The organism is Variovorax sp. Varisp36 (assembly GCF_047304235.1).
In the GTDB taxonomy this organism is placed as follows: Bacteria; Pseudomonadota; Gammaproteobacteria; order Burkholderiales; family Burkholderiaceae_C; genus Variovorax.
Genome location: NZ_JBGLYU010000020.1, coordinates 22,163 through 45,706, shown reverse-complemented (window position 1 = coordinate 45,706; position 23,544 = coordinate 22,163). Strand labels below are relative to the sequence as shown.

At 69.0% G+C, this 23,544-nt stretch carries 19 protein-coding genes; 10 read left to right on the top strand and 9 right to left on the bottom strand.

Annotated elements, in window-relative coordinates:
- The first annotated feature begins 2 nt into the window (after window positions 1–2).
- Entirely contained in the window at window positions 3–863 is an 861-nt protein-coding gene (fdhD, locus tag ACCD11_RS14115; protein ID WP_413314340.1) for a formate dehydrogenase accessory sulfurtransferase FdhD, read from the top strand.
- Window positions 864–894: 31 nt separating this feature from the next.
- Window positions 895–1,203 carry a formate dehydrogenase subunit delta gene (locus tag ACCD11_RS14110; RefSeq protein ID WP_007835015.1) on the top strand — a complete coding sequence of 103 codons (309 nt, stop codon included), beginning with the start codon at window positions 895–897 and terminating at the stop codon, window positions 1,201–1,203.
- Between the two features lie 9 nt (window positions 1,204–1,212).
- Here the strand turns inward: ACCD11_RS14110 and ACCD11_RS14105 are convergent, their stop codons facing one another.
- From ACCD11_RS14105 to ACCD11_RS14080, 6 genes are all read right to left on the bottom strand, one after another.
- On the bottom strand, window positions 1,213–1,512 hold the full coding sequence (locus tag ACCD11_RS14105) for a hypothetical protein (RefSeq protein WP_007835014.1): 300 nt from the start codon (window positions 1,510–1,512) through the stop codon (window positions 1,213–1,215).
- A gap of 98 nt (window positions 1,513–1,610) precedes the next feature.
- Window positions 1,611–5,687, bottom strand: a complete 4,077-nt coding sequence (locus ACCD11_RS14100) for a translocation/assembly module TamB domain-containing protein (protein ID WP_413314339.1) — start codon at window positions 5,685–5,687, stop codon at window positions 1,611–1,613.
- An 8-nt stretch (window positions 5,688–5,695) separates the two neighbouring features.
- Entirely contained in the window at window positions 5,696–7,624 is a 1,929-nt protein-coding gene (locus tag ACCD11_RS14095; protein ID WP_413314338.1) for an autotransporter assembly complex protein TamA, read from the bottom strand.
- Between the two features lie 62 nt (window positions 7,625–7,686).
- Window positions 7,687–8,874, bottom strand: coding sequence for a vWA domain-containing protein (locus ACCD11_RS14090; protein ID WP_007835011.1), 1,188 nt, complete (start codon window positions 8,872–8,874; stop codon window positions 7,687–7,689).
- A 17-nt stretch (window positions 8,875–8,891) separates the two neighbouring features.
- Complete coding sequence (locus ACCD11_RS14085) at window positions 8,892–9,479, bottom strand: GNAT family N-acetyltransferase (protein ID WP_007835010.1); 588 nt, start codon at window positions 9,477–9,479, stop codon at window positions 8,892–8,894.
- A gap of 16 nt (window positions 9,480–9,495) precedes the next feature.
- The gene (locus ACCD11_RS14080) at window positions 9,496–10,350 is read right to left on the bottom strand and encodes an AAA family ATPase (protein WP_007835007.1); all 855 of its coding nucleotides are present in this window, start codon (window positions 10,348–10,350) and stop codon (window positions 9,496–9,498) included.
- Window positions 10,351–10,510: 160 nt separating this feature from the next.
- Between ACCD11_RS14080 and ACCD11_RS14075 the strand changes: the two genes are divergently transcribed.
- Window positions 10,511–11,203 (top strand): c-type cytochrome, encoded by a 693-nt coding sequence (locus ACCD11_RS14075; RefSeq protein WP_007835005.1) that lies wholly within the window; start codon window positions 10,511–10,513, stop codon window positions 11,201–11,203.
- 69 nt (window positions 11,204–11,272) lie between these two features.
- Here the strand turns inward: ACCD11_RS14075 and pcaG are convergent, their stop codons facing one another.
- Window positions 11,273–11,881 (bottom strand): protocatechuate 3,4-dioxygenase subunit alpha, encoded by a 609-nt coding sequence (gene pcaG, locus ACCD11_RS14070; protein ID WP_413314335.1) that lies wholly within the window; start codon window positions 11,879–11,881, stop codon window positions 11,273–11,275.
- A 17-nt stretch (window positions 11,882–11,898) separates the two neighbouring features.
- Complete coding sequence (gene pcaH, locus ACCD11_RS14065; RefSeq protein WP_413314333.1) at window positions 11,899–12,624, bottom strand: protocatechuate 3,4-dioxygenase subunit beta; 726 nt, start codon at window positions 12,622–12,624, stop codon at window positions 11,899–11,901.
- Between the two features lie 107 nt (window positions 12,625–12,731).
- Here pcaH and ACCD11_RS14060 point away from each other — a divergent pair, with 107 nt between their 5' ends.
- The gene (locus tag ACCD11_RS14060; protein WP_042673628.1) at window positions 12,732–13,721 is read left to right on the top strand and encodes a LysR substrate-binding domain-containing protein; all 990 of its coding nucleotides are present in this window, start codon (window positions 12,732–12,734) and stop codon (window positions 13,719–13,721) included.
- Window positions 13,722–13,825: 104 nt separating this feature from the next.
- Here ACCD11_RS14060 and ACCD11_RS14055 read toward each other — a convergent pair whose 3' ends face one another.
- Entirely contained in the window at window positions 13,826–14,260 is a 435-nt protein-coding gene (locus ACCD11_RS14055) for a DUF1841 family protein (RefSeq protein WP_007838777.1), read from the bottom strand.
- A gap of 136 nt (window positions 14,261–14,396) precedes the next feature.
- Here ACCD11_RS14055 and ACCD11_RS14050 point away from each other — a divergent pair, with 136 nt between their 5' ends.
- The 6 genes from ACCD11_RS14050 to ACCD11_RS14025 all read left to right on the top strand — a co-directional run bounded on the left by ACCD11_RS14050 (window position 14,397) and on the right by ACCD11_RS14025 (window position 23,507).
- The gene (locus ACCD11_RS14050; RefSeq protein ID WP_413314332.1) at window positions 14,397–14,525 is read left to right on the top strand and encodes a hypothetical protein; all 129 of its coding nucleotides are present in this window, start codon (window positions 14,397–14,399) and stop codon (window positions 14,523–14,525) included.
- A 38-nt stretch (window positions 14,526–14,563) separates the two neighbouring features.
- A complete protein-coding gene (locus tag ACCD11_RS14045; RefSeq protein WP_413314331.1) occupies window positions 14,564–17,635 on the top strand; it encodes a hypothetical protein in 3,072 nt (1,023 codons plus the stop codon).
- An 85-nt stretch (window positions 17,636–17,720) separates the two neighbouring features.
- Window positions 17,721–18,227 (top strand): OmpA family protein, encoded by a 507-nt coding sequence (locus ACCD11_RS14040; RefSeq protein WP_007838288.1) that lies wholly within the window; start codon window positions 17,721–17,723, stop codon window positions 18,225–18,227.
- Window positions 18,228–18,336: 109 nt separating this feature from the next.
- Window positions 18,337–21,447: a glutamate ligase domain-containing protein gene (locus ACCD11_RS14035; protein WP_413314329.1), complete on the top strand. Its 3,111-nt coding sequence runs from the start codon at window positions 18,337–18,339 to the stop codon at window positions 21,445–21,447.
- Window positions 21,444–21,614: a hypothetical protein gene (locus tag ACCD11_RS14030; RefSeq protein ID WP_413314328.1), complete on the top strand. Its 171-nt coding sequence runs from the start codon at window positions 21,444–21,446 to the stop codon at window positions 21,612–21,614. Before ACCD11_RS14035 ends, ACCD11_RS14030 begins: the two co-directional genes overlap by 4 nt.
- Before the next feature lie 75 nt (window positions 21,615–21,689).
- Window positions 21,690–23,507: a peptidase domain-containing ABC transporter gene (locus ACCD11_RS14025; RefSeq protein WP_413314327.1), complete on the top strand. Its 1,818-nt coding sequence runs from the start codon at window positions 21,690–21,692 to the stop codon at window positions 23,505–23,507.
- Window positions 23,508–23,544: the final 37 nt, after the last annotated feature.

Below are 23,544 nucleotides of genomic sequence, written 5' to 3'. Positions count from 1 at the left end.
CCATGGACATCGCCACCTTGCCGGCCGCGGACGGTGCCGACACCTTCTGCGAGGGCGCGCGCCTGCTGCCCGTGCACGGCGTGCGCGGCGGCGAGGCCTATGCGGTGCAGGACTGGGTGGCCGAGGAAGTGCCGGTGGCGCTGGAGTTCAACGGCATCTCGCATGCGGTGATGCTCGCGACGCCGCTGGACCTCGAGGACTTCGCGCTCGGCTTCTCGCTCAGCGAGGGCATCCTCGACCACGCGCACGAACTCTATGCGGTGGAGACGGGCGAATCGGAGCTCGGCATCACGGTGCGCCTGCAGGTGGCGAGCGTCGCCTTCGCGCGCCTGAAGCAGAGGCGCCGCACGATCGCGGGCCGCACCGGCTGCGGCCTGTGCGGCACCGAGAGCCTGGCGCACGTCTCGCGCGAGCTGCCGTTGCTCGCCGATCCGGCAGGGCCGCTCGAACGGCAGGCCATCGCGCGCGCGATGCTGCAGGTCCAGTCGCTGCAGACGCTGCAGCAGGCCACCGGAGCGGTGCACGCCGCGGCCTGGTGCTCGGCCGATGGCGAGGTGCAGTGGCTGCGCGAGGACGTGGGCCGCCACAACGCACTCGACAAGCTGATCGGCGCGCTCGCGAACAACGATGTCGACGCATCCGGCGGCTTCATCGCCGTGACCAGCCGCGCTAGCTTCGAGATGGTGCAGAAGACGGCGATGGCAGGCGTGCCGCTGCTGGCCGCGGTGTCCGCGCCGACTTCGTTCGCGGTGGCCACGGCCGAGCGCGCGCGGCTCACGCTGGTCGGTTTCGCGCGCAAGGACGACCTGGCGGTCTACAGCCACCCGGGGCGCCTGGCAGCGGCCGGGTACGGCGCGCACTGAAGCAGTCATCCATTCATTCCAAAGGCAGTGCATGCACGATCACGATCCGACGGCGCAACTGGTCAAGATGGCCAACCAGATCGGCACCTTCTTCCAGGCGCAATCGCCGAGCGACGCCACCATGGCCACGAACGCGATCGCCGCGCACCTGAAATCGTTCTGGGCGCCGAGCATGCGCGTGCAGCTGATCCGCGCGCTCGAAGCGGGCGCCGCCACGGGACTGCTGCCGATCGTTGCGTCCGCGGTTCGCAGCCACCGCGCGAATCTGCTGCCCGGTGGGGCGCGAGAGGCCGGCGAGGCGAGGGAGCAGTTTCCGCAGGGCGGCGGCGATGCGGGTTGAGCGCGAGGCCTAGACGCCCCAGCTGCGGCCGGCCTTGCGTTCTGCCTGCGACTTGAGCAGCGCCTCGTAGCAAAGGCACAGCGGCATGGCGACGAACACCATGCCCGCGACGTAGATCACCAGGCTCATCACGGGGAACTCGTTGCCGCCCCAATGAGGGATCGACGCGGCCAGTGCCGCGAGGGCGACGGCTGCGATCACCGCATGCATCGCGCTGCGCACGAGCGTGATCCTCGCAGACGCCGGCGGGCTGGATGTCTGACGGTCCGCTGCCGGGCTGTGGTCGCCCTTGTCTCCATCGTTGTTCATCGTCGCTCCTCGGTGAAGGCGTCGGCGATTCTTGATCGCGGTTGGGGCCGGGTCAAGATCGAAGTCCCTTGCCTGGCCGCTCGCGGCAGGCTCGGCCGTCAGTCGTACTTCACCGTGTAGATCAGGTCCAACCCGCTCGTCTGTCCCGCCTGGCCCCGCAGCGTGAGCCGGGTCGTCAGGTCGTAGAAGATGAAGAGCGTGCCGAAGGTCCCGCCGATGCTGCGTTCGTAGGTGAGGTAGAAATCCTTCGACAGCCGCTTGCCCAGCGTCACGGCCGACTCGCGCAGGTCGCCCCCGCTGCCCGGTCCCTTGAAGCCGAGTTCGTCCAGCCCGAAGCGGCTGGCCAGGCTGCCGCCGCTGCTGCTGCTGCCGATCTTGCCGATGAGCGAAAGCGCGGCCTGCTGCAGCAGCGCCGATTCGCCGCCGCTGGTGGCCGAGGCCCGGCCCAGGATCACCCACGACAGCGTCTCGGCGTCGGACAGCGCGGGCTCCGAGTAGAGCTTCACGCGCGGCGATTGCGCGGTGCCGGTGATTTGCACGCCCGCGCGCTGCGACAGGTTCGGGCGGATCGCCAGGATGTCCAGCGCCGGATTGTCGAACGGTCCGTTGAAGCGCGCGAGGCCGGTCTCCACGTCGAGCTGCTGGCCGTAGGCGCGGTATTGGCCCTTCACCGTCTTGACCTCGCCCGTGATGCGCGGCGGCGCATTGAGCCTGGTGCTGCGGATCTCCAGGTTGCCTTCGAGCCGCGTGGTGATGCCGCGGCCCTGCACGGCGAAGTCATCGCCCAGGTCGAAGTCGACGGCGATGTCCGGCGGCTTGGCGGTCTGCGGCTTGGCAGCCTGTGCGTTGGCGCTGGCGGATTCGCGCTGCGCCGCCTCGGCGGCCTCGCGGTCCTTGGCGGCGGAGCGTACGACGACGTCGCTGCCCAGGCTGGGCGCGGTCTCGTCGGGCAGGATGATGACGGCGCGGTCGGTCTTGAGCTTGCCGCGCACGCTGAACTGGCCGTTGTCGAGCTGCGCCTGCAGGTCGCCCGAGAGCGTGACCTGCCGGTCGGTGCGCACCAGCACGCGCAGCGCGCGCAGCTGGCCCTGCAGGGCCATGCGGATGCCCGAGGCCGAGCCGCTCGCCGGGCCCCAGCCGAGGTTGCCGCTGGCCGAGAGGGTGCCGCCGTCGGTGCGGGCCTCGCTGGCGGCGGTGCTGCGGTTGCCGCTCTGGCCGCCGATGCGCACGGAGCTGCCGGCGCCGCCCTTGAGCGTGAATTCGATGATGTCGACGCGCTCGCCCGAGAGCGTGGCGCGCAGGCGGCCGTCGTGCAGGTCCAGTCCTTCGACCGGCGCGCGCAGTGCAAGCTTGTCGGCGCCCAGCGTGCCGTTCCAGCGCGGCACGGCGCGGTTGCCCGACAGCCTGGCGCTGGCGTCGAGCGTGCCCGCGATGCGCCAGCCCGGCGGCGCGAGCATCGACCACACGCCGAGGTTGGGCAGCGCGGCCTTGATGGTGCCGCCCAGCGGTGCGTCGGGGGCCCACTGCCAGCCGCCGGCGCGCTGCTGCACGCGGGTGTCGATGGCGGCGTCGATCTTGCCGGCGCGTTCGCTGTCCCAAGCGAGGACGGCGCGCACGGCGTCGCCTTCGGCATCGAGCCGCAGCTCGGCCTGGCGCAGGCCAGCCGGCGTGCTGGGCGCGTCGCCGCTCGCGGAAGCCGCGTTCATCGTGCGCTCGCTTGCGGTGCCCGTGCCGGTGCTGGTGATGCGCGTGACGAGCGCAGCCTCGCCGGCCTGCACGCGGATGTCGCCGCTCTGGCGCGCGAGGCGGGCCTTGGCGCGCAGCGTGTCGCCGGCGTCGATGTCCCAGTCGCCGTTGAACAACAGGTCGCCGCTGATGCCGTATTCGCCCAGCGTGGCGTTCGCGCCGAACGCGCCGGCCCAGGCCATCGGCAGGCCCTGCAGCTGGCCCTTCGACTGCACGCGGAACACGCGGTTGGGCGCGGCGCCGCTCTGGCTGAAGCGCAGCGGCTGCCAGTCGATGCGCACGGTGCCGGGCACGGGGCCGCGCAGCGTGGCCGCGGCGGCGGAGGCTTCGACGTCGAGGCGGGGTGACGCATTGCCGGTGCTGCTGCGGATGGTCGCGGTCACTTCGCGGCTCAGTTCCAGCACCCAGGGGGCACCGGGGCGGGCGCTGTCCTGCGCCTGCAGCTTCAGGCTGGCGAGTGCCGCGCGCCATTGGCCGGCGCCTGCGATGCCGCCGCTGGCGCGGGTGTCGATGGCGAACTTCTGCGTGCCGGTGGCGGCTTCGCCCTTCAGCGTGAGCGTGGCCTGCGCGAGGCTGCCGGCGAGGTCGGCGTGCAGGTCGCGCAGCTGCACGGTGGTGGTGGCGCCGCCGGGTTGCTCGGAGGGCAGGCTCAGGTCGAGCCGCGGCACGCCGAGCACGGCCTTGATGCTGGGTTCGATGCCGCCGCGCGGCGCAGGCGCGTTGGGGCTCTGCAGCCGGCGCTGGAACGTTCGCCAGCCGCCCTGCCAGCTCGCATCGAGCTTCGCGGAGCCCTTGGCGCCCGCATTCGCGAACACGGCTGAGAGCCCCGGCAGGCTCTGCACCCAGCGCTGCACGGCGTCGGCGTCGTCGATGGCGGCCTGGATCTCGCCGCCGCCCGAATCGGGCGCAATGCGGCCTTCGACCTGCGCGCTGCCGCCGGGCAGCGCGAGGGCCAGCTTGCCGCTCGCGGCCTGCTCGGCCACGCGCACCTGCAAGCGGCCGTTGACGCTGGCACGCTGGGCCTCGATGCGCAGCGTGCGCAGGTCAAGCACCTGGTCTTTCCACTGGCCCTGGGCCAGCGCGCGGTCGAGCGCGAAGCCGGGCAGGGCCTTGCTGCCCGCGCCGCCTTCGGCGCGCAGGGCTGCGTCGAAGGTGATGGTGCTTTCCTTCTGCTCGGCCTTGAGCGTGCCGCTCACGGGCGCGCCCGAGAGTTCGCTGTACAGCGCGCCCGGCCGCACACCGCGTACGGTGGCCTGGGCCTGCCAGGGCGAGGGAGCGGGGCTCCATTTGCCGGCCGCGTCGATGCGGCCGCCGCCCGCGCGCACGGTGGCTTCGGGCAGGGACCAGTTGTTGCCGTCGAAGCCGACGCGCGCCTGCACCTGTTCGAGCGGCAGCTTTTTTTTGTCCCACGGGCCGGGCACGGCGTTGCGGATGTCGGCCGAGGCCTTCCACGCGGCGGGGCCGGTGTCGGCGTCGGGCTGCAGTTCGACCATGCCGGTGAGCCGCGTCTCGGGCGCACCGGGCCACAGGCTCGATGTGTCGACGTTGCGCAGGTCGGCCTTCGCGTCGATCACCGGCTGGGGCAGCCAGGGCGCGATCTGTGCCTGCAGTTTGGCTTCCATCGGCGCATCGGCGTTCTCTTCGGCGGGCTTCAGTTCGGCAGCCACCTGCAGCCGCGCGGCCGTGCCGGCGAGCGTGCCTTTCACCGCGGCGGCAGCCAGCACGTCGATGCCGCGGTCTTCGGCCAGCGGCGCCTTCACGCGGCCATCGAGCGCCGCGTCGATGGCCATGGGCGCGGGGCCCTGCAGTTTCACGCGGGCGCCGTAGTGGCCGTCGGCAACGTCGACGCCCTTGATCTCCAGCGCGTGCTCGGCGGCCTTGTTGTAGCTGTAGCTGCCCGACAGGTTGAGCGCCCGCAGCACGGGTGGGCCGGCCCAGCGCACTTCGTCGATGCGAAAGGGCAGTTCGACCTCGACCGGCAGCACGAGCTGCTCGAGCGGCTTGGTGGGCTCCTCGCTCGGCGGGCCGCGCTTTTCGATCAGCACCTGCTTCGCGTGCACCTCGCCGAGGTGCACCTTGCGCTGGAACAGCGGGGCCAGTGTCCAGCCGATGGTGGCGTCATTCACCTCGACGGCGATGCTCTCGCTCTGGTACTTGAGCCAGCCGATGTGGCCGCCGGTGCGCAGCGAACCGGTGACGTCGCGGCTCTCCAGGGTCTGTCCGGCCGGCAGCCGCTGCGCGGCCTGCGCGAGCGCGAAGGCGAGCGACTTGTCGGAGCCGATGTACCACCAGGCGCCGGCAGCAAGCAGCATCACGACCATCACCAGGCCGGCCACGGTCCAGGCCAGGGCACGCGCGGCGCGCCGTGCGCGCGAGCGCCGCACGGCGGGAGGCATGGGCGTCGGCGTAGGTTCGGTGTCGGTCTGCATCGGAAGCATCAGAAGGTGAAGCCGAGGCGAAAGTGCAGGCGGAACTTCTTCGAGTCCACGCCGTAGGCCAGGTCGGCCTGCACCGGCCCGACCGGGCTGCGCCAGCGCGCACCCACGCCCACGCCCACCTTGGGCTTGAGCTCGCCGGGCTTGTCGGCCACGGCGCCCGCATCGACGAACACCACGCTCTCCCAGTCGGTGAGCTTGTCGTTGTAGACGAAGGGACGCTGCCACTCCACGCTGGCCACGCCGAGGTAGCGGCCCGCAACGGTCTGGCCGTCGGCGCGCACGGTGCCGATCTGCTTGTAGCTGTAGCCGCGCACGGTGGTGTCGCCACCGGTCAGGAACATCAGCGTCGACGGGATCTGTGCGTTCTCCTTGGCTGACACCGCGCCGGCCTCGACGCGCAGCTGCAGCCGGCTGCGGCGCGCGCGCGTTTCCTTGTCCTCGGCCGAGCCCAGCGGCAGCACGCCGAGCCAGCGTGCGTAGGTGCGCGTGAAGGGCATCTGCTCGCCGGTGAGCGTGTAGCCCGCGGCCACTTCGAGCGCGAGGCCGAAGCCGCGCGAAGGCGCTGCGTTGTCATCGAAGTAGCGCCCCGTCCAGCCCCAGTTGGCCGTCACGGCCGAGGCCGAGGGCGGTGCGTTGGTGCCGCGGTTCTGCGCGTAGTCGTACTGCAGGAAGTAGCTGCGGTCGATGTGGTCGCCCGACTTGCTGCGCCCGCCGCGCAGCCGGCCGCTGTCGACCACGTAGCTGCCCGACTGCTCGCTCTTGAGCTCGGCGCCCGAGAACCAGCGCCAGCCGCGGTCGTCGGGAATCGCCTTCCATTCGGTGCCCAGCGACTTGATGTCGCGGTCGACCGACAGCCGCGAGACGGCGCGCCAGCCCAGCAGCGGGATCTGGTTGTGGATGTGGTCGATCGACAGGCGCGGGCCGTTGTCGGTGGTGAAGCCCACGCCGAGTACCACCTTCTGCAGCGGCGCTTCGCGCAGTTGCGCGATGACGGGCGCGGCCAGCGGGTTGCCGCTCTCGGTGTCGAGCGTGAGGAAGACCGAGTCGTAATAGCCGCTGCTGGCCAAGCGCTGCTGGGCATCGAGCAGCTTCTGCTGGTCGTAGTCGGTGCCGCTGGGCAGGCGCGCGATGCGGCGCGCGCCGTCGGGGTCGTAGCGCTGGATGCCGTTCAGCACCAGCGGGCCGAACTTGTAGGCCGGACCCGACTGGTAAGTGACGCTCAGGCGGGCCTCGCTGCGGTCGGCGTCCACTTCGGCACGGCTGATCTCGATGCTGCCGGTGGGAAAGCGGCTGGCCGTGAGGCTGCGCAGCGCGGTGGTCTTGGCGCTGTCCCAGGCTTGCTGCGTGAAGGGCTGGCCGGCGCGCAGGCCCCAGTTGGTGCGGATCGAGTCGCGCTGCGGCTCGGCGGCCGCGTCGTCGGCGATCGGGCCGCCGTAGCTGATCTGCACGTTGCTCACCTTGGTGGGCTCGCCCGGCGACACGGTGATGACGATCTCGCGCGGGGCCTTGGTGCTCTCGGGCGTCTCGTTGAGTTCGAGCGTCAGCGTGGGCGTGAAGTAGCCGAGGGTGCCGAGCAGTTCGCGGGCGTTGGCCTCGGCGGCCACCATGAGGCGCGAGATCTCGGTCGCGCCGAGGTCGTCGAGCTCGCGGTAGCGCTGGATCTCGAGGTGGAGCCTGAGGTAGTCGCGCACGGCCTCGGGACCGCGCACGTCGACGGTGAAGGCGTCGCGCTTGTCGGCCTTGGCCTTGTCGTCTTTTTCCTTGTCCTCTTGTGTAGTGGCGCTGCCGCTGCGCACGAGGCCGGCCGCAGGCTTGCTTTCGGTGCTTTCCTTTTTCGGCAGCAGGCTGCAGCCTTGCAGAAGCAGGACGCCGGAAAAAAGCAAAGCCGGCCACCACGCCGGCGAGGAAGCTGGAACCACCCTGACCATGGGCGGATTCTGACAGCAAGCTCTGCCGGTTCCCGAGGGCCCCGGCGACAGGCGGTTTCGTCCTACTTCGAGAGCATGCGCATGGCCTCTTCAAGGCCGCGCAGGGTCAGGGGGTACATGCGGTTGGACATCAGCTGCTGCATCACCGCGATGCTTTGGCGGTACTGCCACACGCCCTGCGGCTCGGGGTTGATCCACGCGAACTTCGGGAAGGTGTGCGTGAGGCGCTGGATCCACTCGGCGCCGGCCTCCTCGTTGTTGTATTCGACGCTGCCGCCGGGCTGCAGGATCTCGTAGGGGCTCATGGTCGCGTCGCCGACGAAGATGAGCTTGTAGTCCTTGTTGTACTTGCGCAGGATGTCCCAGGTGGCGAACTTCTCGGAGAAGCGGCGCTTGTTGTTCTTCCACATGAAGTCGTACACGCAGTTGTGGAAGTAGAAGAACTCCAGGTGCTTGAACTCGGTCTTCACGGCCGAGAACAGCTCTTCCACGCGCTGGATGTGCTCGTCCATCGTGCCGCCCACGTCCATCAGCAGCAGCACCTTGACGTTGTTGTGGCGCTCCGGCCGCATCTTGATGTCGAGGAAGCCCGCATTGGCCGCGGTGGAGTGGATGGTGTCGTCGAGGTCCAGTTCTTCGTCGTGGCCCTCGCGCGCGAACTTGCGCAGCCGCCGCAGCGCGACCTTGATGTTGCGCGTGCCGAGTTCCTGCGTGTCGTCGTAGTCCTTGTAGGCGCGCTGGTCCCACACCTTCACGGCGCTCTTGTTCTTGCCCGCGCCGCCGATGCGGATGCCCTGCGGGTTGTAGCCGCCGTGGCCGAAGGGCGAGGTGCCACCGGTGCCGATCCACTTGCTGCCGCCCTCGTGGCGTTCCTTCTGCTCCTCGAAGCGCTTCTTGAGCGTTTCCATGAGCTCGTCCCAGCCCATCTTCTCGATCTTGGCTTTTTCTTCGGCGGTGAATTCGCGCTCGAGCGTTTTCTTGAGCCAGTCGAGCGGCACTTCCTTGGTGAAGTCGGTGAGCATCTCCACGCCCTTGAAATAGGCGGCGAAGGCGCGGTCGAACTTGTCGTAGTGCTTCTCGTCCTTCACGAGCGCGGTGCGCGAGAGGTAGTAGAAGTCGTCGATGCCGTAGGCGCCGTCGGAGTTGGGCCCCACCACGTCGGCCTGCAGGGCTTCGAGCAGCGTGAGGTATTCCTTGACCGACACCGGCAGCTTGGCTGAGCGCAGCGTGTAGAAGAAGTCGATGAGCATGGGGCGCTCCTTGTGTGTCAGCCGCGTGGCTTGTCGAGCAGGTACAGCAGCTGGGCCTTCACCTCGGGCCATTCGCCCGCGCGCAGGCTGTACATGACGGTGTCGCGGATGGTGCCGTCGCGGCGCATCGCATGGCCGCGGATCACGCCGTCTTTTTTCGCGCCGAGCCGCTCGATGGCGCGCTGCGAGGCGAAGTTGAAATTGTCGGTGCGCCAGCCCACCACGTTGCAGCCGAGTGCGTCGAAGGCATGCGTGAGCATCAGCAGCTTGCAGGTGGTGTTGACGTGCGTGCGTTGGCAGCGCGCGGCGTACCACGTGTAGCCGATCTCCACGCGCTTCACGCCCGGCAGGATGTCATGGAAGCTGGTGGTGCCGAGCACGGTGCCGGTGGCCTCGTCGGTCACGGCGAAGGCGAAGCGGTCGGCGGTCTTGAGCGCGGTCTCGATGTAGGCGCGCGTGTCCTGCGGCTCGGGCACGGAGGTGACGCGCAGCTTCCACAGCTCGCCGTCCGCGGCTGCGGCGCGCAGGCCTTCTTCGTGGGCCAGCGACAACGGCACCAGCGCGATGCCGCGGGCCTTCAGCGTGGCAGGTTCGATGAACGCCATGGCGAAGCCTGTGCAGTTATCTGTTGTTGCGCTGCATGAAGACGAGCTTCTCGAACAAGGTCACGTCCTGTTCGTTCTTGAGCAGCGCGCCCACCAGCGGCGGCACGGCGACCTTGTCGTCCTTGCTCTGCAGCGCTTCGAGTGGAATGTCCTCGGCCACCAGCAGCTTGAGCCAGTCGAGCAGCTCGGAGGTCGAGGGCTTCTTCTTCAGGCCGGGCAGGTTGCGCACGTCGTAGAAGGTCTTCATCGCGGACGTGAGCAGCTCCTGCTTGAGGCCGGGGAAGTGCACGGCGACGATGTGTTTCATCGTCTCGGCATCGGGGAACTTGATGTAGTGGAAGAAGCAGCGGCGCAGGAAGGCGTCGGGCAGTTCCTTCTCGTTGTTCGAGGTGATGAACACCACCGGCCGGTGCTTGGCGCGGATGAGTTCGCGCGTCTCGTAGCAGTAGAACTCCATGCGGTCGATTTCGCGCAGCAGGTCGTTCGGGAATTCGATGTCGGCCTTGTCGATCTCGTCGATCAGCAATGCCACCGGCTGGTCGGCCGTGAAGGCCTGCCAGAGCACGCCCTTGACGATGTAGTTGTTGATGTCGCTCACGCGCTCGCCGCCGTCGAGGTCCTTGAGCTGCGAGTCGCGCAGGCGGCTCACGGCGTCGTATTCATACAGGCCCTGCTGCGCCTTGGTGGTCGACTTGATGTGCCATTGCAGCAGCGGCAGGCCGAGCGACTGGGCCACTTCCTCGGCCAGCATGGTCTTGCCGGTGCCGGGCTCGCCCTTGACGAGCAGCGGACGCTTCAGGGTGATGGCCGCGTTGACCGCGAGCATCAGGTCTTGCGTGGCGACGTAGTTGTCTGAGCCCTGGAATTTCATGAGTGAGATGAGTGAGGCGGAGGCTGGGGTGGAGAAAAGAACACACTCGACACGCGTTGTGCAGCCTCAGGGTTGGCCTGCACAGGGTTCCGGGGGACCCCTGCATATAATCGAATGTTGATTCGAAAAACTGTACTCTCCACGAGATTGTGCGCGCAAAATGAACAAGTTGTTGACCACGATGTTTGCCCTTGCTGTCGCTTGCGTGACGCTCTCGGCACAGGCCCAGCAAGTCACTGGCAAGGCCCAGGACGGCGCAAAGAAGGTTGCGATGTGCGTGGGCTGCCACGGCATCATCGGCTACCAGGCCAGCTTCCCTGAAATCCACAAGGTGCCAATGATCGCCGGCCAGAGCGCCACGTACATCACGGCAGCGCTCACCGCGTACAAGGGCGGCGACCGCAAGCATCCCACCATGCGCGCCATCGCCGACACGCTCACCGAGCAGGACATCGCCGACGTCGCCGCCTACTACAGCCAGCTGGGCGTGAAGCAGGACGATGCACCACCGGCCACGCTCGCCAAGGCCACGCCCGAGAACATCCAGGCGCTGATCTCTCGCGACAAGGACAACAACTGCACCAAGTGCCACGGCGCCAACTTCAACACGCCGAACGACGGTACCGTGCCCAAGCTGGCCGGCCAGCATGCCGACTACCTGTTCGTCGCGCTCAAGTCCTACCGCGTGAAGAACAACCCGCACCTCGGCCGCTCCAACGCGGTGATGGGCCAGCAGGTCGAACCCAAGAAGTTCACCAACGCCGAACTCAAGACGCTGGCCAGCTACATCAGCTCGCTGCCCGGCGAACTGAAGACGGTGCCCGAGTCGCGCATTCACCACGGCGCCGAATAAGCGCTTCGAAGCCGGCAATAAAAAAACCCGCTGCGAGCGGGTTTTTTTGTGTTCGGGATTTCCCTGAGATCAGACGTCGAAGAACGCCGTCTCGTCCGTGCCCTGCATGCGGATGTCGAAGCGGTACGTCACCGCGCCGCCTTGCTCCACGCGCTCGGCGATCAGCGTGTGGCGGCGCTCGGCGGGCACGCTCTGCAGCACCGCGTCCTTCGCGTTGGCCTCGGCCTCGTCGCTGAAGTACGCGCGCGTGAACGCGTGCAGCAGCAGCCCGCGCATCAGCACGATCACGTTGATGTGCGGCGCTTCGCCGGGCGCCTGCGCGCCGGGCTTCACGGTGTGGAACACGAAGCGGTTGCCCTCGGCGGTGCCGGTGCCGACACGGCCGAAAGCGCGAAAGCCCATGGCGCGCGCTTCTTCGGGCGTCTGCGGATAGCGGCCTTCGCCGTCGGGCTGGCTGATCTCCACCAGCGCGTCGTTGATCGGGTTGCCGTCGCCGTCGATCACGCGGCCCTCGAGGCGAATGCGCTGGCCGGCGGCGGCGTCGAGCGCCAGCACGGCGTCGAAGGGCTGGTCGAAGTCGTAGCCGTACTGCGTGGCGGTGAGGCCGTAGGCGAAGTAGGGGCCCACGGTTTGCGAGGGGGTCTGGCCGTAGTCGGCTTCCTGTGCGGTCATCAGCATGGTGTGTGTCTCCTGGCTCAGCGGTTCTCGAAGGGCGTCTCGTCGGCGCCGCGCAGCACGATGTCGAACTGGTAGCCCAGTGCGTAGCCTTCTTCGGTGATGTCGAGGCTGAAGTCGGCAATGAGGCGGTTGCGGTAGCGCTCGGGCGTGCCGGTGATCATCGGGTCGTACTGCAGCAGCGGGTCGCCGGGGAAGTACATCTGCGTGACCAGGCGGCTCGCAAAGCTCTGGCCGAACAGCGACATGTGGATGTGCTGCGGACGCCAGGCGTTCGGGTGGTTGCCCCAGGGATAGGCGCCGGGCTTGATGGTGAGGAAGCGATAGCGGCCTTCGCTGTCGGTCAGGCAGCGGCCCGCGCCGAGGAAGTTGGGGTCCAGCGGCGCGTCGTGCTGGTCGACCTTGTGCACGTAGCGGCCGGCGGCGTTGGCCTGCCACAGCTCGACCAGCGTGTTGGCCACCGGGCGGCGTCGCTCGTCGAGCACCTGGCCGGTGAGGATCATGCGTTCGCCCAGCGGCTCGCCGTTGCGGCGCGCGTTGCGCGTGAGGTCGTGGTCGAACTCGCCGATGCTGTCGTGGCCGTACACCGGCTGCTGCAGCTCGCCGAGCGAGGCCTTGAGCGGGATCAACGGCTTCTGGGGCCCGCGCTTCACGGTGGACTTGTAGCCCGGATAGACGTAGCTGGGATGGGCTTTCCAGTCGCGCGGGGTGAGGGTGGGCTGGGGCCCTTGGGTCTTGGTCGACATGTGCGTTGTCTCCTGCTGTCGTGGGACGAATCGGGAAGCCGCCACTTTAGAAGCGCCATCCGATGATGTAAATTGAAGAATTCTCCGTTCTCAATAACCAACAGGAATTGAAAGACTCCGCCGATCTTCGACAGGATTTCGTGCGCAGCGTGCAGCTGCGGCACCTGCGCTGCCTCGTGGCCGTGGCGCAGGAGCGCCATCTCGCGCGTGCGGCCGAGCGGTTGGCGCTGAGCCAGCCGGCGGTGTCCAAGACGCTGTCGGAGCTGGAGGCGATCGTCGGCACGCGGCTGGTCGAGCGCAGCAAGGCCGGCCGGCGCGGCGTGCAGGGGCTCACGGCGGCCGGCGAGCAACTGCTGGCGCATGCCCTGCGCGTGCTGGAGGCGCTCGACGCCAGCGCGCAGGCGGTGGCGCCGGCGTCGGGCGGGCGCATCGAGCGGCTGCGCATCGGCGCGTTGCCGAGCGTGGCGCCGGCGCTGCTGCCAGTCGCGCTGGCGCGGCTGCGCGACAGCCGGCCATCGGTGCAGATCGTGGTGAAGAGCGCCGCCAACGCCGTGCTGCTCGACGAACTGCGCGCCGGCGAGCTCGACCTGGTGGTCGGCCGCATGAGCGATCCGCGCCTGATGGGCGGCCTGAGCTTCGAGTTGCTGCACACCGAGCCGCTGGTGTTCGCCGTGCGCGCCGGCCACCCGCTCGCATCGAAGGCGGTGTCGGTGCAGGCGGTGCTGGCCTATCCGCTGGTGGTGTACGGCGAGGGCACGATCCCGCGCCACAACACCGAGAGCTTTCTGTCGGCGCGCGGCCTCGTGCTGCCGTCCAATGCATTGCAGACGCTCGACGTGGCGGTGGCGCGCGCGCTGGTGGCGGTGTCCGATGCGGTGTGGATCACGCCGCTGGGTGCCGCGCGCGGCGAGCTGGCGGACGGGCGCCTCGTGCGGCTGCGCATCGAGACCGCCGGCACCGAGGAGCCGGTCGGGCTGCTGCAGCGCAGCGATGCCGAGCCTTCGGCCCTGCGCGGCGCCATGGCCGCGCTGTTGCGCGAGGCAGCCAAGGAGCAGGGGGCGGTCCCCCCAGCGGCCCGGCGCAGGCGCGGCGGTTAGCCGGCTTTCACCAGGAACGCCGCGGAACCGGCTTTGCCGGGCCGCAGGTGTTGCCCCCTGCAAGGGGGTTGGCAAAGCGACACGAAGTGCGCCAAGCCTGGGGGTTAGTCCTTGGTCGCTCGCCGCTGCACGCAGGCGACGTAGCCCTCGCCGTCCGGCGGCCTGCCCGCCCGCTGGCTCTCCCACATCATCTGGCCCAGGCAGTCCATTGCCTCGTGATGCGCATGCAGCAGCGAGCCGCGGCGCGCAGCCAGCAGCTCGACGGCCTGGCGGATGCCGCGCGGCTGGTCGATGGAGCACTGCTCGCTGATCGACAAATGCATCGACAGATGAAGGAACGGGTTTTCGCGCCCGTTCGATCCGTCGTAGACCCGTGCCACCGCCGCGTCGGCATCGGCGAGATCCTCGTGGTACTCGGGATGCTCGTCGATCCAGCCGGCGGCGATGGTCTCGAGCGCTTCCATCGGCAAGCCCTGCCGGTGCTTGGCGTACACGTCGCAGAAGAAGCGGCGCACGTCTTCCTGGGAGGGATTGAACATATCTATAGAAGAGGAAGAAAGAAATAGAAGGAAGTGGGTCCCGCGCAAGAGCCGGTACGCAAGCCCGGAGCAAGACCTCGGATGTGCCGGACGTTCCGGGTACAGGGGGTTACGTCGTTACGTAACGAATCGCTGAATGACCTTCCTGCGGGCTGATTCCGAACTCCATCGGCAGGCCGGTTCAAAGAAAAATTTCCATACGAATCAACAAGTTGCGGTGCCTGAAGGCGGTTTGGCAAGGGGCGAGCAAAAAGCGGCACGCTAGTTGCCCCTGAGTAGGCATCTTTTGTCACAGAGGCTGCCATGACCGCTCAACAAGCATCGACGAATTCGACCGAAGGACTTGCCGCCGCAGGCGGTGCTCCCGTGGTCATTGCCCAGGCCACCGTTACTCCGCTAGGCGCTCCTGCCATGGCGAGTTCGGCGGCGCCCGCTGCAGCTGGCCCGTCCAGCATCGGCACATTATCGAATGCCACGCCGGGTGTCGCCGTGATGCGCGACGGTGTCCGCATTCCGGTCGATGGCAATCAGACACTGGTGGCCGGCGACCGCGTGATCGTTCCGCAGGACGGCCACGCCAACGTTCTCTTTCCCGGCTCGGCGACCAACAAGGCTCCGCTGGCCGGCGTGTTCACCGGCGGCACCGATGCCACCATCGGCTCGACCAAGCTGCCGGGCGGCCTCGAACAAGTGAATGTGGACGTCGCTTCGGGCGACCTGCAAGTGACCCCGCCGGACAGCGATGCGGATGCCGCTGCCCTGGCCGTGACCAAGAAGCTCGCAGCCGGCAGCGGCATCGGGCTGGGTGAATTCGCACTCGGTGCCCTGGGCGCCGCCGCACTCGGCGCCGCGCTCGGCGGCGGTGGCGGCGGCAGCGACAGCACGGTCCCGCTGCTCCTTTCGGGCGTGGGCGACTCCGATGCGGATGCCGACGCCGATGCGGACGCTGATGCGGATGCGGACGGTGATGCCGACGCCGACGCCGATGCGGATGCTGACGCCGATGCAGATGCAGATGCAGATGCCGATGCAGACGCAGATGCAGATGCCGATGCCGATGCAGATGCCGATGCCGATGCCGATGCCGATGCAGATGCCGATGCCGATGCCGATGCAGATGCCGATGCCGATGCCGATGCCGATGCCGACGCAGACGCCGATGCCGACGCAGATGCCGACGCAGATGCAGACGCCGATGCCGACGCAGATGCAGATGCCGACGCAGATGCAGACGGCGATCACCTGCTCGATCCGGGCGACGGCCTCGTCGGTGGCGCGGTCGGCGCGGTCGATAGCACTGCTGGCCTGGGCGGCGCGCTCGCTCCCGTGGCCCCGGTGGTCGACGGCGTGACCGACGTGGTCGACAGCGTGCTGGCACCGCTGCTCGGCTCCGAGTTCACCCGCGATGATCCCAACGCGCTGGACCCGGTCGACGAGGTCGTCGGCAACATCACCGACCCGCTCGGCAACAGCCTGAGTCCCATCGTGGACACCCTGCTCGGCGAGGGCGTGACCGATGCGCTGATCGGTCATCTGAACGGCCAGGTGGACTACCTGACCGACGGCCTGAACAACCTCCTTTCCAATGAAGGCCCGCTCGGTGGCCTGACCTCCAGCCTGGGCCTCGACAGCCTGCTGGCTGACGGCGGTGTGGTCGGCAACACGCTCGACGGCCTGCTCGGCGACAACGGGTTGGTCGGCAACCTGCTGGCAGACGATGGCCTGGTTGGAGGCCTGCTCGGTGAAGGCAGCCTCGTCGGCGACCTGATCGGCCAGGGCAGCGCCCTCGACGGCCTGCTTGGCGGAGTGGTCGGCGACGGCGGAGCCCTGGGTGGCGTGCTCGGCAACGACGGTCTTTCCGGTGGCTTGCTCGGCGGCGTTCTGGGTGAGGACGGCCTGGTCGGAAGCCTGCTCGGCGAAGGCACGCCCCTGGGTGGCTTGCTGGGTCCGGACGGCGCAGTTGGCTCGCTGCTCGGCACGAACGGCACGCTCTCCGACGTGCTGGGCGAAGACGGCCTCGCGGGCGGCCTGCTCGGTACCACCGGCCTGCTCGGCAGCTTGCTCGGCGAAAACGGCGTGCTGGGCGGCGTGCTCGGCGAAGAAGGCCCGTTGGGCGGCGTTCTCGGCGGCGAAGGTGGCCTGCTCGGCGGTGTGCTCGGCGACGGCGGCACCCCGGGCACGGGCGCTGGCCTGTTCGACCCGGCCGACGGCATGGCCGGCAACCTGGTCGATGGCCTGAACACCGGCCTGGTGGGCGAGCTTGGTCTCGCGAACACGCTCGGATCGGTGGTCGGCCTCGCGGACGGTCTGACCGACGCTGCCGGCGGCCTGCTGGCTCCGGTGCTCGGCAGCAGCTTCTCGGAGAACAACCCCAACGTGCTCGACCCGGTCGATGGCGTCGTGGGCGAAGTGGCGGCCGGCGCCGGTGGCCTGCTGAGCCCGCTGACCGATCAACTGCTCGGTGAGGGCACGACGACAGCACTGCTGAACGGTGTCACGGCGCAGGTCGACTACCTGACCGACGGCGTGGCCCACCTCGTGTCCGGCGACGGCCTGCTCGGCGGCGTGACCGATGGCGGCACGGGCGGCCTGCTCGATGGCGTGCTCGGCAGCGATGGCCTTCTGGGCGGCGTCCTTGGCGGCGTGACCGATGGCGGCACGGGCGGCCTGCTCGACGGCGTGCTCGGCAGCGACGGTCTTCTGGGCGGCGTTCTCGGCGGCGTGACCGATGGCGGCACAGGCGGCCTGCTCGACGGCGTGCTCGGCAGCGACGGTCTTCTGGGCGGCGTCCTCGGCGGCGTGACCGATGGCGGCACCGGCGGCCTGCTCGACGGCGTGCTCGGCAGCGACGGTCTTCTGGGCGGCGTCCTTGGCGGCGTGACCGATGGCGGCACAGGCGGCCTGCTCGACGGCGTGCTCGGCAGCGACGGCCTTCTGGGCAGTGTCCTCGGCGGCGCGACCGGTGGCGGCACCGGCGGCCTGCTCGATGGTGTGGTCGGCAACGACGGCCTCGTCGGCAGCCTCCTGGGCCAGGACGGCCTGGTGGGCAGCCTGCTCGGCGGCTTGTCGGGTGGCAGCAGCCCGGTGGCAAACATCCTGGAGCCCGTCACCAGCGTGGTGAGCGGCGTGACCGATGCTGCTCCGGTGGCATCGAACCCGACGAGCGCGGTTTCCGACCTGCTCGCCCCGGTGACCGACATCCTGGCCGGTTCGGGGGCCGCTTCCCCGGCCGGCGACCTGGTGGGCAGCGTCACGCACGCGGCCACTCCGCTGGTGACCGACGTCGTGACCCCGATCACCAGCCTGGTCGATCACAGCCCGACCGGCACCGCCCTGTCGCCCGTGACGAACGTGCTGCACGGCCTGCTGGGCTGAACGGCAACAAGAACGCAGAAGGAGCAGTGGGGGAGCGCAGCACCAGGGACAGGCCGCCACCGGCCTGTCCCCCGAAAGGATCGATATGAAGAAGAATTTCCAGACACTGGCCATCGTCGCCCTCGGCGCAGTCCTCGTGGGCTGCGCGGCCCCGAAGACGGGCCGCGACGACGCAACCTACTACTACTCGAACAAGGGCGCGGCCGCCCCGGTGGCGAAGGTGGAGCCGCCCCCTCCGCCGCCGGTGCAGAACGGACCGGCCGGCGTGGCGAAGATCGTCTATTTCGACTTCGACAGGTACAACATCCGGCCCGGCGACCGCAACGTCGTCGAGGCACACGCGGGCTTCATGCGCAACCGGCCGGCGAGCCGGATCGTGATCGAAGGCCACACCGACCAGCGCGGCGGGCGCGAATACAACCTCGCGCTCGGACAGCGCCGCGCCGACTCCGTGCAGCGCACGCTCACGCAACTGGGCGTGCCCGCCGAGCGCATCGAGGCCATCAGCTGGGGCGTGGAGAAACCCGCGTCCACCGAAACCACCGAGGAGGGCTATCAGCTCAATCGCCGAGCCGAATTCAGCTACCGCTGAAGCCGGATCACCGCGATGACTTCGACGGCAGTTCCCGGTCTGCGCACACGCCATCGAAGCGAGAGCAGATGACGGGCGCGGCCGGTCTCCCGCATTGGATCGGGGCCGAATGATGTCCTTCACAGACCAGCTCCACGCCTGCCACGAACGCCTGGCTTCGCTGTGCGCGGCGCTGCCGGCCCCCTATCCGGCGTTCACGCTGTTCTTCTCCGTGAGCGATGGCGCGCAGCGCGCACACGTCGTGCACGCGCGGGCCGCCGAATTCGAAACCGCCTGGCGCGAAGGCGCCGGGCGCGTCGAGCGCTGGGTGCGCGAGCGCGGCGTCGTGTCGCCGTGGCTGCGCATCGACTGGGTCGAGGGCGCGAGCCCGATGGAGTGGGTGCAGTTCAAGACGCAGCTCACCGCCGTCAAGCGCAACTACTTCCGCCTCGGCCTGGCCTTCGACCAGGACTTCGCGCTCGCCTTCACCGAGCAGGAGCTCAATGCCAACGCCATGCTGTGCGGCGACTCGACCATTGCGCATTCGGTGGTGAACCCGCGCAACTTCGAGGTCTACGGCCAGGAGCGCTTCCAGTGTTCGCCGCCGCTGGACAGCATGCCCTCGGAGCAGCCGGTCTACCTGCTGGCGACGGTGGGCGTGTTCTGCCAGCCCGACGGCGTGGTGCACAAGCTCGTGGGTACGGGGCTCGATGCGGGCCGCCGGCAGCTGCCGGCGCTGAACCCGCAGTCGGTGCTCGACCTCGTGCGCAGCGGCTCTTCGTATCTCGCGCGCCAGGTGCAGAGCGATGGCCTCTTCGTGTACGGCTATTTCCCGTGCTTCGATCGCCGCATCCCGACCTACGACGCGGCGCGCCATGCGAGCGCGCTCCACGCCATGCTCGAGGCGTGGGAGCTCACGCGCGACGAAACGCTGCGCGCGGCCATCGACCGCTCGCTCGACCATCTCACGGCCTCGCTGATCCGCGACTACACGCTGGCGGATGGGCGCGCGGTGGCGTTCCTGGTCGACACCGGCGGCGAGATCAAGCTCGGCGGCAATGCGGCCTGCGTGCTCGCGCTGGTGAAGTACAGCGAGCTGATGGACACGCGCCACTGGCTGCCGCTGCTGGAAAAGCTCGCGCTCGGCATCGTGTCGCTGCAAGATGTGTCCACCGGCCGCTTCAACCACGTGCTGCACGCGGCCGACCTCACGCTCAAGCAGGCCTCGCGCATCGTCTGCTACGACGGCGAGGCGGCCTACGGCCTCATGCGCCTGTACGGCCTCACACGCGAGCCGCAATGGCTGGCCGCGGTCGAGAAGGCCTTCGACCATTTCATTGCCAGCCAGCATTGGCAGGTGCATGACCACTGGCTCAGCCGCTGCGTCCACGAACTCACGCACTGGAGCCCGCAGGAGAAGTACTTCCGCTTTGGCCTGCAGAACGTGGCGGGGTATCTCGACTTCGTGCTCGACCGGAAGACCACCTTCCCGACGCTGCTCGAGCTCATGCTGGCCGCGCAGCAGATGCTCCAGCGGCTCGAAGGCATGCCCGCGATGCGGCACCTGCTCGACGAGCTCGACACCGAGAAGTTCTATCGCGCGCTCGACTACCGCGCGCACTACCTGCTCAACGGCTTCTTCTGGCCCGAGATGGCGATGTACTTTCGCCGGCCGTCGAGCATCGTCGGCTCGTTCTTCATCCGCCATCACTCGTTTCGTGTGCGCATCGACGACGTGGAGCACTACCTTTCGGGCTTCGCCGCCTACCACCGCTACCTGGTGGAGCGGCGCACCTTGCCCGGTGCGGGCGGCGGCGGGAGTGCCGGCGTGGGCGGCGTGCGCGACGACGGCGCCGCCTGGACCGCGAGCGAGATGGCGCACGTCACCGGCGGCGAATGGGTCGTCAAGCCCGAGGACGGCTGGCGCGCCACCGGCGTGGCGCAGCGCTCGTTCATGCGCAAGGGCCGCGTGGTGTTCGACCACCAGGCGCGGCCGTCGAAGACGCCGCTGGCCGCCGTCACGCTCAAGGGCGTGCTGCAGCCGGCCGCCGCCGTGCTGTGCACCGACCCCAAGCCGCACCTCGACAAGCGCGTGCCCGTGCTCAAGGTGCCGAACGTGCTGCAGGCCGTGCTGGAGCTGGGCGATCATGCGCGCGCCGAGTTCACCGGCCGCGTGTGCGGCGTGCTCGGCAGCGGCGCGGCGAACGGCGTCGCCAGTGGCACCGTGGCCGCCATGCTGGCCGGCGCGCTCACCGTGTGGGGCGAGGTCGGCCAGCCCGAGGGCAACGTCAGCCTGCCATCGGGCATCGCCTGGAACATGACCTGCATGCCACGGCACGCCGCCTACTGGGTGCTGGAGATGGGCACCTCGCACATGCCGGCCTCGGCGCAGCTGGTGCGGCCTTCGCTGCTGGTCGTGACGGGGCTCTCGGCTGCGTCGCAGAAGCACCGCGGCCCGACCGAAGCCGCCGCGCGGCTCGACAGCCGGATCCTGCAGGCCATGGCGCCGGGCGGCAGCGTGGTGCTCAACCGCGACATGCCCGAGTTCGCGACCTTCGCCGAAGCGGCAACGGCGCGGCAGCTGCAGATCGTCACCTGCGGCGAGCACGAGGATGCCGACGTGCGCCTGCTCGCCTTCGACCACGGCGAGGTGCAGGCGCTGGTGGCGGGCGAGCCCTTCCAGCTGCGGCTCAATGCACCGGGGCGCCACATGGGCGCAAGCGCCATCGCCGCGCTTGCGGCCCTGCAGGCCATGCGCCTGCCGCTGGCCGCGGCGGTCGAGCCCTTCGCGCATTTCGAGCCGCCGGGCGGCCGCGGTGCGCTGCACACCATTCACATCGGCGGCGGCAGCTTCAAGCTGATCGACGAGACCTACGACGCCAACCCGAGCTCCATGCGCGCGGCGCTCGAGATGCTGTCGCAGGCCCCCTGCGAGCCGGCACGGCGCGTGGCGATCCTCGGCGACATGCAGGAGCTCGGCCCCGCCGCGCAACGCCACCACCTCGACCTCGAGGCCGAGCTGCTGGCCTCGCAGCCCGACCGCGTGCTGCTGTGCGGCCCGCTGATGCGGGCACTGCACGCGCGCATTCGTACAAAGGTTCGCTCGCACTGGTTCGTCGATGTGTCCGACCTGTCGACCGCGCTCGGCGGGCTGCTGCAGCCCGGCGACTGGGTGTTGGCGAAGAGTTCCGCAGGCGTAGGCCTGTCCCGGTTGGCCCGGGTTTTGAAAGCACTGCCATGAGCACGAGATGGGATGTACTTCCGCAATCGCCCTTCGACCATGAGGCGCCGCCGCCGCGGCGGCCGCCGATGCGCCGCTGGTGGCTGGGCTGGGCGCAGCTGCTATGCGCCTGGGTGCTCTGCATGCTGCTGTGCGCCAACATCGCACTGGTGCTGGCCGGAGCGTGAATTATTGCCTTGTAACAGTGAGGTAACAGTTGATAATGGCTCAGGCGTCATTGCACGACGGATCGGCTTTTTCCCATGATCAAGTTTCTCTTGCCCAGCCAGCTGGTTGCCGAAACGCCGGACGAGCCGGGTGCCAGTCCTTATGCCGGGGCACTGAACGCCGCGTTCCGCGCGGCCTACCCGCTCGTGAAGAGCGCGGCATGGCGTTCGCTTCCCATCAGCCTGTTCGGGCTGCTGCCCTCCATCTTCCTGCTGCAGGTCTATGACCGCGTGCTGTCGCGCAGCGGCTTCTCGACGCTCGCTGCGCTGGTGAGCGGCATCCTGTTCTTCCTGTGCGTCGAGTTCTGGCTGCGCACACGCCGTTCGCGCCTGTTGCGCAACGCGGGCGCCATCATCGACCACGGCGTTTCCGGTGCCCTGCTGCAATCGATGCTGGCCCGGCCGCTGCGCGCGCTCGAGGCACGTCCCGCCTCGGTGTGGCAGCAATACTTTCGCGATGTGGGCTCGGTGCGCGGCACTGTCACCGGCGGCCTCGCGCAATCGATCTTCGACCTGCCGATGGCGATCTTCGCGCTCGCCGTGATCGGCATCGTCGCCTTGCCGGTGCTGCCCGTGGTGGCGGCGTTTCTCGCCATCATGTCGTTCCTGGCCTGGTGGTGGGCCGACGAGGTCCGCGCCGGCCGCGTGGAAGAAGTGCAGCGCGGCCGCGGCCTCGACCGCATGACCGCCGAGATCTGCCATGCGCGCGAAACGCTGAAGACGCAGGCCAACGACGGCCCCATCAGCGACATGTGGCGCCAGACCTACAACGCCTGGCTCACCGAGAGCTTCAGCAAGAACGGCCAGATCGAGACCGCGCGCGACGGCACCACCGTGCTGCTCACGGTGTTCTCGGTCATCGTGGTGACCGTGGGCGCCGTCTCGGTGATGGAGCAGTGGATGACGGTGGGCGGCCTCGTCGCCTCGAACATGCTGGCGCTCAAGGCGCTGCAGCCGGTGGCCGGGCTGGTGTCGAACTGGCGTTCGCTGGCCACCGCCAAGGAAGCCGCCAAGCGGCTCGAGAGCGTGCTGTGCGAACCGGTCGAGAAACCGCCCACGGGCATGACCCTGCCGCAGCCGCTCGGTCGCATCACCCTGAAGGACGTGAGCTTCAGCTTCACCGACACCGCGCAGCAGCCGGTGCTGGAAAACGTCGACCTCGACATCGGCCCGGGCGGGCTGCACGTGATCGTCGGGCGCAACGGCGCGGGCAAGTCGACCATGGTGAAGCTGCTGTCGGGCCTGTACACGCCCACGCGCGGCATCGTCAGCATCGGCGAGTACGACCTCTCGCAGTTCGGCCGTGAAGAGCTGTCGCGCTGGATCAGCTACCTCTCGCAGGAGGTCTACTGGTTCGGCGGCTCGCTGATCGACGTGATGCGCCGCACGGCGCCCGGCCAGAGCGACGAGCAGATCGTCGCGGCCTGCAAGCTCTCGGGCGCGCACGACTTCATCTCGCGGCTGCCTGACGGCTACCGCACCATGATCGGCGAAGGCGGCACCGGCGTGTCGGTGGGCGAGCGGCGCAAGCTCGCGCTGGCCATGAGCTTCCTGCGCAAACCTTCGGTGCTGGTGCTCGACGAGCCCAGCAACGACCTCGACTTTCAGAGCGAGCGCAACCTGCTCGCCACGCTGCTCGCGGTGGCCAAGGTGCGCACCGTGGTGGTGGTCACGCATTCGCTGCGCATCGTCTCCGCCGCCAACGTGGTCTATCACGTCACGGGGCAGGGCAACGTGGAGCAGGGCGCGGCGGCGGTGATGGTGCCGAAGCTGTTCGGCGTGAAGAAGCCGCTGGTGGCGCTGGGCGATGCGGAAGACGGCGCGGGCGCCGCTGCCTCCCGTTCGATGGCGTGACGAACAACGAACGAAGAGCGAATGACGAGTGATCGGG

Coding starts and splice junctions, on each gene's coding strand:
- ACCD11_RS14030 (WP_413314328.1), top strand. CDS start 21,444: ATGAGCACGAGATGGGATGTACTTCCGCAATCGCCCTTCGACCATGAG.
- pcaH (WP_413314333.1), bottom strand. CDS start 12,624: ATGTCGACCAAGACCCAAGGGCCCCAGCCCACCCTCACCCCGCGCGAC.
- ACCD11_RS14045 (WP_413314331.1), top strand. CDS start 14,564: ATGACCGCTCAACAAGCATCGACGAATTCGACCGAAGGACTTGCCGCC.
- ACCD11_RS14040 (WP_007838288.1), top strand. CDS start 17,721: ATGAAGAAGAATTTCCAGACACTGGCCATCGTCGCCCTCGGCGCAGTC.
- ACCD11_RS14105 (WP_007835014.1), bottom strand. CDS start 1,512: ATGAACAACGATGGAGACAAGGGCGACCACAGCCCGGCAGCGGACCGT.
- fdhD (WP_413314340.1), top strand. CDS start 3: ATGGACATCGCCACCTTGCCGGCCGCGGACGGTGCCGACACCTTCTGC.
- ACCD11_RS14090 (WP_007835011.1), bottom strand. CDS start 8,874: ATGCTCATCGACTTCTTCTACACGCTGCGCTCAGCCAAGCTGCCGGTG.
- ACCD11_RS14080 (WP_007835007.1), bottom strand. CDS start 10,350: ATGAAATTCCAGGGCTCAGACAACTACGTCGCCACGCAAGACCTGATG.
- ACCD11_RS14050 (WP_413314332.1), top strand. CDS start 14,397: ATGACCTTCCTGCGGGCTGATTCCGAACTCCATCGGCAGGCCGGTTCA.
- ACCD11_RS14055 (WP_007838777.1), bottom strand. CDS start 14,260: ATGTTCAATCCCTCCCAGGAAGACGTGCGCCGCTTCTTCTGCGACGTG.
- ACCD11_RS14110 (WP_007835015.1), top strand. CDS start 895: ATGCACGATCACGATCCGACGGCGCAACTGGTCAAGATGGCCAACCAG.
- ACCD11_RS14035 (WP_413314329.1), top strand. CDS start 18,337: ATGATGTCCTTCACAGACCAGCTCCACGCCTGCCACGAACGCCTGGCT.
- pcaG (WP_413314335.1), bottom strand. CDS start 11,881: ATGCTGATGACCGCACAGGAAGCCGACTACGGCCAGACCCCCTCGCAA.
- ACCD11_RS14075 (WP_007835005.1), top strand. CDS start 10,511: ATGAACAAGTTGTTGACCACGATGTTTGCCCTTGCTGTCGCTTGCGTG.
- ACCD11_RS14085 (WP_007835010.1), bottom strand. CDS start 9,479: ATGGCGTTCATCGAACCTGCCACGCTGAAGGCCCGCGGCATCGCGCTG.
- ACCD11_RS14095 (WP_413314338.1), bottom strand. CDS start 7,624: ATGGTCAGGGTGGTTCCAGCTTCCTCGCCGGCGTGGTGGCCGGCTTTG.
- ACCD11_RS14025 (WP_413314327.1), top strand. CDS start 21,690: ATGATCAAGTTTCTCTTGCCCAGCCAGCTGGTTGCCGAAACGCCGGAC.
- ACCD11_RS14100 (WP_413314339.1), bottom strand. CDS start 5,687: ATGCAGACCGACACCGAACCTACGCCGACGCCCATGCCTCCCGCCGTG.